Here is a 13,870-nt window from a genome sequence, read left to right on the forward strand (position 1 = left end):
GAAGAAAAATGATTCGTGTATTAATTGCAGATGATCACCATGTAGTCCGTCGCGGATTATTATTTTTTTTAAAGACGCAAAAAGATATTGAAGTTGTTGGAGAAGCTAAAAATGGGGTTGAAGCAGTCGCATTAGCTGAAAGTATACAGCCAGATATTATTTTAATGGATTTAGTTATGCCAGAAATGGATGGTATTCAGGCAACGAAGCGCATTAAGGCAAAGTTTCCTCAAATACAAATCTTAATGTTAACAAGTTTTTCTGACCGAGATCATGTTGTGCCAGCGATGGAGGCAGGAGCAGCAGGCTATCAGTTAAAGGATATCGAACCAGACGAATTGGTTTTATCGATTCGCAGAATTATGCAGGGGGAGAATACATTACATCCTGAAGCAACGTCTACACTTGAAATGGATCGACAAGAATCAAAAAACGCTGCACATGTGTTGAATCCATTAACACCTCGTGAGCAGGATGTACTTGCAGAGCTCACAAAGGGGAAAAGTAATCGGGAGATAGCTTCATCTTTATTTGTCACTGAAAAAACAGTTAAAACTCATATTTCTAATATTTTCACGAAGTTACAGGTGCAAGATCGCACACAGGCAGCTTTATATGCCGTAAAGCATGGATTGACAGAAGGCAGTGGCATATAAGGACTTATAAAATAGAAACCTATAAAAAATAGTAAACGGCGAGTTCCTACAATTTTGTAGTTGCCCGTCGTTTTTGATGAAAAGAAAAGTTTATTTATGTTGAAATAATTTGTTGGAAATTTCCATTAAAGTAGGGCTTGGTGTAAGTGCCAAGTCCTCTTTTAGTTTTTGCTCATAGGCTAAAAATAATTTGTGTGCTTGTTGATGGTGACCTGCATTCATTAGCACTTGCAAGTAGTATTCAAGCTTTTGTTCGTTGTAAGGATCATACTCTAATAAGCTGTTTAAATAATCAATTGCTGTATCAGTTTCAGTTAATATGGTAGCCTGAATACCTTTTTCTAATAAATCTATGTATGATTTATAGTGCTTGTCTTTGTATGTAGTTGCCCATCCGTAATCATCAAATACCAATAAACCATTTTTATAAATAGTAAGGCATTGATTGATTAAAAAAATTGGTGGAAACTCTAATTTAGTAAAATCATTATAATACTTTTGGAATTCATATAAATCACACATAATATTAGGTTTTTCAAATATATAATATTTATTTGTGAAAATAATACAGTTAGTATAACCTATGTTATTTAAGGTTTTTCTTAAGTAAGATAGGGCGGTGTGAAGGTTAGATTTTGCCCGCACATAATCTAAATCGGGCCAAAGTATTTCGATTAGATAATCCCGATGAATGGGCATGTTCGGGTGCAAAATGAAATAAGAAAATAATTCTTTCGTCTTTTCAGTTTTGAAAGATACCAAGCTATTATTACTATATACAGCAAATTGATCGAAACATTGAACTTTTAACAATGTACTGGAAGCTTGTTGTGTTAATTTTTGCATAGAAAATTCATGTTCAATACGCAATACGGTTTTTTCTAAACGCGCATGGCTAATCGGTTTTAGTAAATAATCTAGAGCGCCAACTTCATACGCCTGTATAGCAAAATCTCGATACGAAGTGATAAATATAACACTTACATGTGGACGATTTGTTTTTATAATATCTGCTACCTCAAGCCCACTCAGTTCATCCAGCTTAATCTCTAAAAATATAACCTCGAATTCCATGGATGGCAGGTTATTTAGGAATAGTTTTACACTTGTAAAGGTTTGGATTACCTCGATTTGTAGAAAATTTTGTAGTTTATTTTGAAAATAGTGTAAAGCTAATGGTTCATTGTCAATTAAAACGGCTCTAATCACAGCAAAATCTCCTTTAATCAATTAAATTGAAGTCCATTAAACTCTAGATCATTGTTTTTGAAAAGGCTCTTGAGGATAGAATTTTTTAATGTTGTGGTAAGAGAATTGAATTAATTGTATAAGCGTTTATTATCAAATTATTTTAATGTAACTGAAAAACAGCGTGGTTAAAATAGAAAAATAGCTTACTCAATACTTGTTCAAGCTTATTGAGTTATTTTTTTCTTTTATTGTAAAAATACTATAGTGGCTGTAATAATTTATCAGGCGTTATTGTAGTACATTTGACTTAAAGAAAACTAAAAAAGTACTTAAATAATACTTAATAACAAATGGGTATAAGAAATAATAGTAGTGTTTTATGGGGAAATATATTTAATGGACTTCTTCATGAAATAGTAGGAGTGGGGAAATGAGACTAGACCGTTTATTAACGATGACAATGATTTTAATTAATCGTAAAAAAGTGAAAGCTCAAGAATTGGCTGAGTTGTTTGAAGTGTCTGTTCGTACGATTTATCGGGATGTTGAAACGCTTAGCCTTGCTGGGGTACCTGTCATAAGTCAGCAAGGAGTGAATGGAGGAATAAGTTTAATAGATGGCTACAGAGTGGATAAGCAAGTGTTTACAAAGGAAGAGCTTGCTTCCCTTTCTATTGCTATCAAGAGCGCTCTAACCTCCTATGAAGATGCACATGCTGAGGCAGTGCTTGAAAAGTTAACGGGTGTTGCAGATGAGAAAGTGAAGCAATCCATTGATCAACTATTCATTGATCTTAGTCCATGGGGTCACAACGTCATTTTAAAAGAACAGATTACGCTTTTGAAAAAAGCAATTGAAAACGAATATTGTGTAAGTTTTACCTATTCTACAGGTTATGGACAGACATCAAACCGACTTATTGAGCCACATACTATAGTTCAAAAGGGGAAAGTTTGGTTTGTGTATGGCTATTGTCTATTAAGAGAAAGTTTTCGTTTATTTAAGATATCGAGGATGAAGAATTTAACAAGAGAGATGACGTCTTTTGAACGCAAGGAAGTTAATTTATCGGCACTTCCATGGAATGAAGATTGGTTTCAGCCTCAAAACTTAGTTGATCTTACATTGTCATTTGATCCTAAAATTATGACATTGATGGAAGAGACTTTTGGTGCTGACAACGTCAATATCGAAAATTTAAGTGTTCATATATCCCTGCCAGAAGATGAATGGCTATACGGTTTCCTACTCAGCTTTGGTCATCGCATAAAGATTCTTAAGCCGACTCATATCAGTGAAATTGTGCAAGAACGTGCCCGAGAAATTGTAGATTTATATAGAGACAATGAAAGTTAATATATTTTACTTTCAATAGATGACATACAGTTGTCATGTTTGGTTTGTTAAAGTGATGACAAATAGACGAAGGGTGGATGTAAACATGCAAAGTTATTGTCAAAGTTGTGGAATGCCGTTAGTGGATGAGGCACTATTAGGTACTGAAAAAGGTGGACAAGTGAGTCAAGATTATTGTACATATTGTTATGGAGAAGGTGCATTTAAGCAGCCTGATCTGACAGTTCAAGAAATGATTGAAATAGGTGTGCCCCATTTAAAGGAAGAAGGTATGCCCGAAGATGAAGCACGCCAAATGTTAACTTCCTTTTTACCAAGCTTAAAGAGATGGAGAAAGGGTGAAAGCATTGAACCGTTTGTCATTGAGAAAGACTCTTTTAAGGTGGTAGGGGTTACAACACGAACAAGTAATGCGAATGAGAGTACGTCTCAAGCAAAGATACCACAATTATGGTCTGCATTTTATGAACAAAATGTCGTGCAGCAAATATCAAATCAAGTCAACCGAGCGGTAACATATGGTTTGTATGCTGACTATGAGAGTGATGTGAATGGACATTATTCATTGACCCTTGGAATGGCAGTATCAGCAATCGATGAAGTCCCTGAAGGCATGGAGGTAAAGTTAGTCCCAGCTGCAAAGTATCTTGTCTTTACATCGGAAAAGGGTCCAATACCTGAGGTTGTCATTAAAGCATGGCAAGACATTTGGGCATGGTTTGCCAATTCAGAGGTGGAGAGAACTTATACGGGTGATTTTGAAAAGTATAATGAACGATGCGCTAATCCTAATGAAGCCCAAGTCGATATCTATATTGCGATTAAGTAAACATTTGTTGACAAACTATCGTATACCGATTTAAAAACAAGTCTCTTACCCATCATTCGGTAGGAGACTTGTTTTCACTTGTTGGAGGAATTTGCTCAATATGTGGTTCAATATGCACGAGCACCTGGCAAAATGGATTTTCGCGCATCACGGTATGTTCGATTTCTTCTGTAATACGGTGACTTTCGAAAACATTTAAATAAGGATTCACAGTGACTGTCACATCGATAAAGTACATATTGCCATGTGCACGGCCTTTGAAATCCAAGAGCTCAATAACACCCTCCACATTACGTATTAATACGGACAATGTTTCAACTTCATCAATGTTAAAGGCATCTGTCAGGCTTTGAACCGCTTCCCAAAAAATTTCCACGGCTGTCTTAATAATAAGAAAGGCAACCACTAATGCTGTCAGTGTATCGATAATTGGAAAGCCGAAAATAGCGCCGAAAATCCCAATGGCTGTTCCGATACTAACGAGAGCATCTGAGCGATTGTCGTAGGCAGCAGCTTTTACAGCAGCACTACGAATTTCCTTTGCTAAGGCTAAATTATAGCGATAGACGACATACATAACAACGGCACTGCCAATTGCTACATAGGCAGTTAATAAAGAGGGGGTTGTGCCACTAGGCTCCCATAAACTTTTTAAAGAATTGATAAGAACCTGCAAGCCAACAACCAGCATTATGAATGAAGCAACAAGGGATGCAATGGTTTCAGCGCGTAAATGACCGTATTGGTGATTAGAATCGGGTGGTCTTTGTGCGATGCGTAAGCCTATTAATACAGCAATTGAGGCGATGATATCCGTAGTATTGTTCAGTCCATCGGCTTTTAATGCTTCAGATGTCCCTAAATAACCAATTGTCAGCTTTGTTGAGCTTAGTATTAAGTAAGTACCGATGGATAACCAAGCACCTTTTTCCCCTTGACGTAAATTTGTATAGAGCTCCATTTTGTTTCCTCCTCGCAAAACTTTCGAGCATTATAAAACGACCCCCTTATATGAAAGGGAGTCGTTATAGCATGTTTATTTAGTGTCTTTCAATTCTTCGATTTCATTTGCTAAATCAAGTTCAGGTAATTTCAGAACTTCTAAGTATAGTATATGGTGACCATCTAATTCTTTAGCTGTAAATTCATAACCCTGCACCTCGATGCTATCACCTTCAACTGCATCAAATCGTTTCGTCATGAACCAACCACCGATTGTATCGATATCATCATCTTCTATGTCAGTACTTAGCATATCATTAACGTTTTCTAGTAGCATTTTTGCATCTAAAATATAATGATTTTCAGCAATTTCTTGTACTTCCGGGATTTCATCTTCATCGAATTCATCTTGGATATCTCCGACAATCTCCTCGATAATATCTTCAATCGTCACTAAACCTGATGTTCCACCATATTCATCCATTAAAATAGCCATATGAATACGTTCTCGCTGTATTTTTAGTAATAGTTCATGGATTTGCGTAGTTTCCATAACACGTATAATCGGCTGCATATAGTCAAGCACAGGCTTGTCCCCATTTGCAGGATCTTTAATGTAGGCCGTTAATAAATGTTTCATGTTTACTAAACCGATAATATGGTCCTTATCACCATCAATAATTGGGTAACGAGTATATTGCTCTACGCCCATTAAATCAAATACTTCTTTAATCGTCAGTTCTTTTTCAATGCCGACGATTTCAGTACGTGGTACCATAATTTCTTTTGCAAGACGATCTGAGAACTCGAAAATACTGTTAACATATTCATATTCTGAGTTATTAATTTCTCCACCCTTTAAACTATCTGACAAAATCATTCGTAGCTCTTCTTCGGTATGCGCCACTTCTGATTCTGACATCATCTTAAGCCCAAACATTCCTGTTAACGCACGTGCTGAGCCGTTTAACAATTTAATGATGGGATACGTAATGTTGTGGAATAAAATTAATGCGCCAGAAAGGTTTAATGTGACAAATTCTGCTTTTTGGATGGCTAAAGTTTTTGGCGCCAATTCCCCAATAACTACATGCATAAAAGTTACAATTGAGAATGCAAGTATGAATGAAAGGATAGATGTTATACTACCGTTCAAATTTAAAAATTCAAACACTGGATGTAAAATGATTTCAAATGTAGGTTCACCAAGCCAACCAAGACCAAGTGCAGTGATGGTAATACCTAACTGACATGCAGATAAGTATTCATCTAAATCTGAAATAACCCGTTTTGCATTTTTGGCTTTTTTATGTCCTTCTGCAAGCAATTGATCTATCCGGGTCGCTCTCACTTTAACGATAGCAAACTCTGTTGCAACAAAAAATCCTGTCATTATGATTAGTAGGGCGAATGCCGCCAACCTAATGGTTATTTCCAATATGTCTCCGTCCAAATAATTCCTTTGTCCCCGCCCAAATGAGGGAAGTAAACAAAGTGTACACCTCCTATGATTTAAAAAATTGTTGGATGTTTCAATCATAAATTATTTAGTAGCAAAACACAAATATTGACAACTACTTTTTCGATGGAATTGATGAAGATCATTCATTTTAAAAAAACAAATATTTCAAACGGCAAATGATTGAAAATCAAAATACAATATGCTAACTTTAAATGGAGCAAGGATAGTTTGTTTAGAGAAAGAAGCATTTGCATCTCATATAAAACGACACGTCAAAAATCTCAAGAGTGCTACACTTGCGGATTTTTTTAAATGAATTATTTTCAATATGCAACAAAAAGAGGTTGTCTCATCTGAGATAACCTCTTTTTCTGCCTGAAAGCGGAGCATAGCGTTTCGACGTATTTTACTTATAAACGATTTTATTGTTGTTGAAAACGTAATTTAAGACAAGCTTTTTCCACATCGTGTACTGTTTCTTTTAAAGGAATCACACCTGAAAACGTAGAGATTGTGATAGGAGCTTTTTCTGTAAGTCCTTGTTGCGTTAAAACATAGTTAAGTCCGTTATATGATAAATACATATTCTTTATCGAACGTTTTCCCATGAACGTGCTAGTAGATGATTCAAAGAAAGCTTTTAATTGACTGCAGTATTCATTATAAAAATTACTACTTAAACCAGTGCGAGTCTCAAAATTTTTACTATCGATAGTACCAGCCTCATTGGCTAATTCGAAAATTTTAGCGGAAAATTCAGAAAAGAGTTCCTTTACCTTTGCACGTATTAATGCTTTTGAATTATATCTGTTTAAGTCATCTGAAAGTGTGACTTTACTCATGAAAATAGCCTCCTGCATAAAAAACATTTAAGAATAACCTTATTTAATAAATGTATAAGAATCATACAGGAATATCAATATAAATAAGCAATATTTGCAAAATTAGAGTCTGGGTAATAGGTAAATTCATCCGTATTTAAAAGATGTAAGAGTAAAAAAACGTTGTTTTATTAATCATAAACATGGTAAAGCATTAGCTCATGAATCATTTTTTTAATATCGTCTTCGTTTGGTGGTATAGGTCCAATCCATTGGATTTCACCATCTTTTAAATACTCTGCAGCGTAGCGTTCTCGTTGATAGAAAAACGATATTGCCCAGCCTGGGAGTTGTGTGTTTTCATAAAGAGGCTTAAAGCTAAAATGCTGAATCATAGACATCCTCATTTCCATCTGTATTTAGTTATCATTATTCAAGGATAGTGGTTATTTTGCAACTATTCACTTTTATGGAGGTATTTCTTTCGTGGATTTTCATTGCTCTGCTATAATAAGTGCAGAAGGCGACAAATTACGCTAAAGTGAATACGATTGAAATGAGAGGATGCTAATGGACAATTTACTAGGGACATTATTATTTATGGCAATCATTGGGGCAGCAATTGGTGGCGTAACAAATCATCTAGCTATAAAAATGCTTTTTAGACCACATGAAGCTATATATATTAAAAATTGGCGTGTGCCGTTTACACCAGGTCTTATTCCGAAAAGACGTGATGAATTAGCAAAGCAGCTTGGATTAACAGTTGTAAATTATTTATTAACGCCCGAAACCTTTAGAAAAAAATTTTTCTCGAAGGATATTCAAGACAAGGTAGAACAGTTAGTCCAATCAAAAGTAGAAGAAACTATATTTACGGATGATAAATCGATTCAGGATTGGTTGAATTTAGCTGGTTTTTCAAACATGCCAGCAACAATTGAACAGAAAGTAGAGACAATTGTTGCGGGACAATTTGAATCAATAAAGAATACATTATCAACGAGGTCTATTCGTACACTGTTATCAGCGGACATTCAAAATACAATTGATGCAAAAATTCCAGTAGCAGTTGGACATATTTTAGAAAAAGGCGAGGATTATTTTTTATCTGCAGAAGGAGAATTGACCATAAAGGCAATGATCGATGACTTCTTATCGTCTAAAGGATCTCTAGGTGGCATGATTAATATGTTTTTGGGGGACTCCTCATCACTAGTAAGCAAAGTCCAACGTGAACTTGTGAAATTTTTACAGGCTCCAGGAACGAATTCGCTGCTAACTAAAATTTTCCTGCAGGAATGGGAAAAACTAAAGGATCGTCCAGCTATGGACTATCTAGAGGATATTAACTTTGAGCCGATTTTAGCGAATTTACAAAGTTATGTAAAAGAGCAATTAGCAGTTGCAGAACGTTTAAATCATCCAATATCGTATTATTGGCCTGATGGTAGTTCATGGATGAAAGAAAATGTTGTTCCACGTTTCATCGAAAAAGCTTTTATTCAGGCTGAAGACAAATTAGAAGATGTGCTGAAACGTTTAAATTTACAGGAAGTTGTCCGTGAGCAAGTAGATACTTTCCCTGTATCTAAGCTAGAAGAGCTTGTATTAGGTATTTCAAAGCGAGAATTTAAAATGATTACGGTTCTTGGTGCAGTACTTGGTGGTTTAATTGGGATTGTGCAAGGTTTAATTGTCTATCTTATTTAAAAAGGGGATTATGTTGATGATTAATATTTACAATGAAATTAATGCCTTAGAGGGGTCTTTCCGTAAGACAGCTGAATTTGAGACATTAAAAGAAGCTGTAGAAGTCGTAAAGGCAGATGAAGAAGCATTAAATGTATTTAAAAACTTCCGTAAGATTCAAATTGAATTACAGAAAAAGCAATTAGCTGGTGAGGATTTACTGGAAGATGAGCTTGTCTATGCGCAAAAAACGGCGCAGCTTGCACAACAAAATGAGAAAATCTCCGCTATGCTTGAGGCAGAGATGAAGGTAAGCAAAGTTATCGAAGAGGTAAATCGCATTTTATTAAAACCAATACAGACATTGTATGAAGACATTCAATAAGGTAACTAACTTGTCTATCTATCGGCGGAAGTAATGGCTCTTCCGGTGATAGTGTGAAATTTATCAGCGAAGGCATTTTTAACTTCGTATTTAGCTAAATAGCTTCTATAGGAATAATTATACGGATATTTGCACATATAACAGGTAAGTAGATAAAACGTGTCTCAGTAAATTGAGGCGCGTTTTAACTTTATTCAGTAGTTGTCTTGAGTAATTAAAACTAAAGTGTAAATGTAGCAAAATTAGTCACATGAATGGTAGTAGTTAGTTATCCAAAATAGTGGAGGGAATGTCATGCATGTATCAATTGAATGGGTCTATAAAACGCCAAAGGGTGCGGGGACAGTTTTGCACTCTGATGAAATGCCAGCAGCACAAGCCTTATTATTAGCAGAGGATATGGAGCGTACAGGTCGTGTAAAGTCACTACAATTCATAGATCGCCAAGATACAAACTGGTCGTTTAAGGAGCTTAAGGCCTACTTAAAAGAAGTTGATACGGAGCCACATAATATTACGGTCTATTTTGATGGAGGTTTTGACCGTACAACAAAACAGTCAGGTTTAGGCTGTGTCATTTATTACGAGCAGAATGGTAAGCCGTACAGGTTAAGAAGAAATGCCTATTCCACTGAACTCAAGTCAAATAATGAGGCAGAATATGCAGCTCTTTATTTAGGTTTAGTGGAGCTAGAATTATTAAATGTCCATCATCTACCGATTTGCTTTGTGGGTGATTCCCAAGTTGTTATCAATCAGCTAAGTGGAGAATGGCCGGCACTAGAAAAAGACCTATCAAATTGGGCAGATAAAATTGACGCAAAGTTAAACGAACTTAGTATCCAGCCGGAGTACAAGCCAGTATCGCGGAAAGAAAATTCAGAAGCAGATCGACTGGCAACGCAAGCTTTAAAAGGCATTGATATTACAGGGTTAAGTGAAATAGTGAGTGAATAAAATGCCAGAACCAGTCCATTATACTTTAAAAGTAATCGGAGACTTCTCAAAATGTGAGTGGTCTCCTTTTTACGTGCATGCACCTACAAAAATGCATTTATCTGAGGGAATTGGTATTTTGCTCTTTTCATCATAAATTTTCCTGTATTATCTGTAACTTTTTCCTATTTGAAGCTACTACTTCCATGAACTTTAAGATGAGGAGAGATTTTTATGAAAATGAAAAAATTTGTACCGGTAGCTATGACAGCATTATTATTTGGAAGCAGCTTAGCAGTATCACCCGTTGCTTCAGCAAATGAAGGTAATTCGACAAAAGGAGAACAGCAAGTTCCACAAATTCAAATTGATCCAGTCCATATTTTTAACAACACGTATGGCACAGTTGATCATGTGAATGTTGCAGAAAACACTACATATTACACGATAAAAGATGGGGAATACTCGAATATTCTTGAGGTAACAAAAGAAACACTTGTTTTTGATAATACAGGTAAAAAAGTGGAGCTTAAAAAAGGCGATAAAGTAGTGGCTTACACATTTGCAAATAAGCCGCAAAAAGCAATTTATCCACCACAACTGAATCCGGATGTTGTAATAGTTGAAACAGAGACAGCAGGATTAGTTGAAGTCGATTATTTCTTTGAAGACTTAACAAATACTTATGATATTTTAAAATTAAATATAGGTGAAAATACTGAGCTTTTAAACATCAAAGGAGAGAAAGTAACAGAGAAAGAATTAGCAGAGAAACATTTAGTTGTTTTCTATACTGTTTCAACAAAAAGTATCCCGGCTCAAACAACGCCTTCGAAAGTAATTATTCTTGATAATGAGACACAAAATGCTACGGAAACGACAAACGTAGAGGCAGAAATTGAAGAAATAATAGCGACTGATTATTATGAAGTAGATGGAACGAAGATGGTTCCATTACGAGTGATTGCAGAAAAGCTTGGCTATACAGTAGAGTCTACAGGGAATGGCGCAATTGTGTCGAAAGATAATTTATCATACACAATTACTCGTGGAGAAAAAATGTTTGGTTTAAATAAAGCGTTACGTCCTTTAGAAGCAGCACCAGCATTGTTAGAAGCTCAAAAAACATATGTACCTGTTGAATTTGTAAAGAATTATTTGAAATAATTTCAATCTTTGCTTACGCTTTACGAGTAATAAATACAGACTGATTATTTAGTTATATCTGAAAGTATGCAAGTTAGCATAACGTCTGTTTAGAGTGTTCAATATTTGAGTCAAAGCACATTACTAATTAAGTTTAGTAGTGTGCTTTTTTATTTTTTCGGCGAAAATCCAGTGATTTATATAAAAGTTTGAGATGTTGTATGGTTTTTTATGGTTTGCTTATAAACTTTGGATATTGCTTCGCAAATTGTCTGACGCTTTTAAAAAAAAACGTTGTACCCATAAAGTTTTTAGCTAATAGTAATTCATCAGAATATATTAGGGTATGGCCAAAATGCTGTTTGATGAACTTTTTTGCATTTGCATAATGTTCATTGATAGAGATGGCTCCGTAAACCTCTTGTTGATCCATAATATAAATAAAATCACAGAGAACTTGATGAGCACGGTACTTCAGTACTACTTTAATATATAGTGTTTTTTCATCACAACGTTGTAAATCAAAATGATGGGGAGCTACTTCTAATTTTTGAATAAAGCTTGGTACGGAAGAAAAATAATTATTTGTCTTAAGGACCACTATCAATTATCAACACCACCTTTAATAGAAATTATAGTTGTAAGTAGTTTATTTGTCTATAAATAACAGAATATTCTGTTATTGCAATGTTGTTACATAGTAGCTTTGCCTAAGCTTATAAAAGTTTGTTAAACTAATATTGCTATGAAATACGTCTCGGCGTTATGACTGTAAGTATTTATTAATTGTGATACGGCCTGGATGGCACCGATACCATGATGGTCTTTTAGTTGAAAAATGGAATATTGAAAGAAGAGAGCGAAAAAGATGAAAATTATTCACATAGATCAAAAATATCCTGAGGATTGGATTCGTGTTTTAAATCATATTGCGAATTTGTTTTTTGAGGATTCCAAATTGAAAGTTGAAGCAGATGGCGCCGATATGGCGGTTTCTTTTAAGTACCGCGTTGAAGCAGATTTTTCTGTGTATACGAATGCTGTTCTAGAGGTAGACGGCAAACGTTATACGAATAACTACACTATTAAATATGATACTGAAGCAGTGGGGCGTGAACTAAATATTCGCATGAAGCGTGCATTATCACATGTATTTTTAGATGTGTTGGAACAGCATTCGGGGATGCATCAACAATGGGGGATATTAACAGGTGTACGACCAACGAAACTGTACCATAAATTCCGTAAGACTGGCATGAACAATGCAGAAATTGCGGAGGTACTTGTACGGGATTTCCGTCTGTCACAGGAAAAGGTTGAGCTCCTAAAGGAAATTGTGGATCGTCAGTTAGTGACAATTCCAGACTTAGACAACATCGGTAAAGAGATTAGCGTCTATATAGGTATCCCATTTTGCCCGACAAAATGTGCGTATTGTACATTCCCAGCCTATGCAATTGGTAGTAACCGCAAGCAAGGTCGTGTAGCTACATTTTTAGAGGGGCTACATATTGAATTGCGTGAAATGGGGAAATGGCTAACGGAAAATAATATGAAAATTACTTCGATTTATTGGGGGGGAGGTACCCCAACTTCTATTGAAGCAGATGAAATGGATGCATTATATCAAACGATGTATGAATCTTTCCCTCATCCTGAAACCATTCGTGAGGTGACGGTTGAAGCAGGGCGTCCTGATACAATTACACCTGAAAAATTAGCTGTGCTGAAAAAATGGGGCATTGATCGGATAAGTGTCAATCCTCAGTCGTATACGGATGAAACGTTAAAGGCAATTGGTCGACATCATACGGTGCAAGAAACCATTGATACGTTTTGGCTCGCACGTGAATCAGGTATGAATAACATTAATATGGATTTAATTATTGGCTTGCCTAATGAAGGAACTTATGAATTCCAGCATTCATTGAATGAATCAGAAAAAATGCAACCAGAGTCGCTAACTGTTCATACGCTATCATTCAAGCGAGCATCAGAAATGACCCGCAATAAAGATAAATACAAGGTAGCTGACCGAGATACTGTTGCAGAAATGATGCATATGGCGCAAGTGTGGACGAAGGATAATGCGTATGTACCGTACTATTTATATCGGCAAAAAAATATATTAGGAAATTTGGAAAATGTCGGCTACAGTAAAGCGGGAGAGGAAAGTATCTATAATATTGTTATTATGGAGGAAGTACAGACAATTTTAGGGATTGGTTGTGGGGCATCTTCGAAATTTGTTCATCCCGAAACGGGGAAGATTACACAGTTCCATAATCCTAAGGACCCTGCAGCCTATATAATGACATTTGAAGAAGCAACAGCAAAAAAGATTGAACTGTTAAATGATTTATATAAAGCTTAAACATAAAGAGCTATCTGAAAGTAGTTTATTACTTTTTCGATAGCTCTTTATGTTTATCGTAAGGAACAGGTAAGTAAAT

Annotated in this window: 14 protein-coding genes; 8 read left to right on the forward strand and 6 right to left on the reverse strand. The window is 35.6% G+C overall.

Going from position 1 to position 13,870, the window contains the following annotated elements:
- Window positions 1-8 precede the first annotated feature (8 nt).
- Window positions 9-656 (forward strand): response regulator, encoded by a 648-nt coding sequence (locus tag ACQKII_RS08915; protein ID WP_427458406.1) that lies wholly within the window; start codon window positions 9-11, stop codon window positions 654-656.
- Window positions 657-746: 90 nt separating this feature from the next.
- Here the strand turns inward: ACQKII_RS08915 and ACQKII_RS08920 are convergent, their stop codons facing one another.
- Window positions 747-1,886 carry a response regulator gene (locus ACQKII_RS08920; protein ID WP_427458408.1) on the reverse strand — a complete coding sequence of 380 codons (1,140 nt, stop codon included), beginning with the start codon at window positions 1,884-1,886 and terminating at the stop codon, window positions 747-749.
- A 391-nt stretch (window positions 1,887-2,277) separates the two neighbouring features.
- On the opposite strand from ACQKII_RS08920, the gene ACQKII_RS08925 reads away from it, so the two are divergent.
- A complete protein-coding gene (locus tag ACQKII_RS08925; protein ID WP_427458410.1) occupies window positions 2,278-3,204 on the forward strand; it encodes a helix-turn-helix transcriptional regulator in 927 nt (308 codons plus the stop codon).
- An 85-nt stretch (window positions 3,205-3,289) separates the two neighbouring features.
- A complete protein-coding gene (locus tag ACQKII_RS08930; RefSeq protein ID WP_427458412.1) occupies window positions 3,290-4,033 on the forward strand; it encodes an effector binding domain-containing protein in 744 nt (247 codons plus the stop codon).
- Window positions 4,034-4,085: 52 nt separating this feature from the next.
- Here ACQKII_RS08930 and ACQKII_RS08935 read toward each other — a convergent pair whose 3' ends face one another.
- From ACQKII_RS08935 to ACQKII_RS08950, 4 genes are all read right to left on the reverse strand, one after another.
- Window positions 4,086-4,994 carry a cation diffusion facilitator family transporter gene (locus ACQKII_RS08935; RefSeq protein ID WP_427458414.1) on the reverse strand — a complete coding sequence of 303 codons (909 nt, stop codon included), beginning with the start codon at window positions 4,992-4,994 and terminating at the stop codon, window positions 4,086-4,088.
- 75 nt (window positions 4,995-5,069) lie between these two features.
- Window positions 5,070-6,413 (reverse strand): hemolysin family protein, encoded by a 1,344-nt coding sequence (locus ACQKII_RS08940; protein ID WP_427458416.1) that lies wholly within the window; start codon window positions 6,411-6,413, stop codon window positions 5,070-5,072.
- Between the two features lie 446 nt (window positions 6,414-6,859).
- Entirely contained in the window at window positions 6,860-7,279 is a 420-nt protein-coding gene (locus tag ACQKII_RS08945; RefSeq protein WP_427458418.1) for a hypothetical protein, read from the reverse strand.
- 170 nt (window positions 7,280-7,449) lie between these two features.
- Window positions 7,450-7,653 carry a YheE family protein gene (locus tag ACQKII_RS08950; protein ID WP_427458420.1) on the reverse strand — a complete coding sequence of 68 codons (204 nt, stop codon included), beginning with the start codon at window positions 7,651-7,653 and terminating at the stop codon, window positions 7,450-7,452.
- 175 nt (window positions 7,654-7,828) lie between these two features.
- Here ACQKII_RS08950 and ACQKII_RS08955 point away from each other — a divergent pair, with 175 nt between their 5' ends.
- From ACQKII_RS08955 to ACQKII_RS08970, 4 genes are all read left to right on the forward strand, one after another.
- Complete coding sequence (locus ACQKII_RS08955) at window positions 7,829-8,971, forward strand: DUF445 domain-containing protein (protein WP_427458422.1); 1,143 nt, start codon at window positions 7,829-7,831, stop codon at window positions 8,969-8,971.
- 16 nt (window positions 8,972-8,987) lie between these two features.
- Complete coding sequence (locus ACQKII_RS08960) at window positions 8,988-9,335, forward strand: YlbF family regulator (protein ID WP_427458423.1); 348 nt, start codon at window positions 8,988-8,990, stop codon at window positions 9,333-9,335.
- 294 nt (window positions 9,336-9,629) lie between these two features.
- On the forward strand, window positions 9,630-10,292 hold the full coding sequence (locus tag ACQKII_RS08965; RefSeq protein ID WP_427458425.1) for a ribonuclease H family protein: 663 nt from the start codon (window positions 9,630-9,632) through the stop codon (window positions 10,290-10,292).
- A 213-nt stretch (window positions 10,293-10,505) separates the two neighbouring features.
- Entirely contained in the window at window positions 10,506-11,438 is a 933-nt protein-coding gene (locus tag ACQKII_RS08970) for a stalk domain-containing protein (RefSeq protein ID WP_427458427.1), read from the forward strand.
- 208 nt (window positions 11,439-11,646) lie between these two features.
- On the opposite strand, the gene ACQKII_RS08975 is transcribed toward ACQKII_RS08970, so the two are convergent.
- Window positions 11,647-12,018, reverse strand: a complete 372-nt coding sequence (locus ACQKII_RS08975) for a hypothetical protein (RefSeq protein WP_427458739.1) — start codon at window positions 12,016-12,018, stop codon at window positions 11,647-11,649.
- 267 nt (window positions 12,019-12,285) lie between these two features.
- Here ACQKII_RS08975 and ACQKII_RS08980 point away from each other — a divergent pair, with 267 nt between their 5' ends.
- A complete protein-coding gene (locus tag ACQKII_RS08980; RefSeq protein WP_427458429.1) occupies window positions 12,286-13,791 on the forward strand; it encodes a coproporphyrinogen III oxidase in 1,506 nt (501 codons plus the stop codon).
- Window positions 13,792-13,870 lie beyond the last annotated feature (79 nt).

Origin of the sequence: Lysinibacillus sp. NPDC048646, assembly GCF_050272295.1 — a bacterium.
Lineage (GTDB): Bacteria > Bacillota > Bacilli > Bacillales_A > Planococcaceae > Lysinibacillus.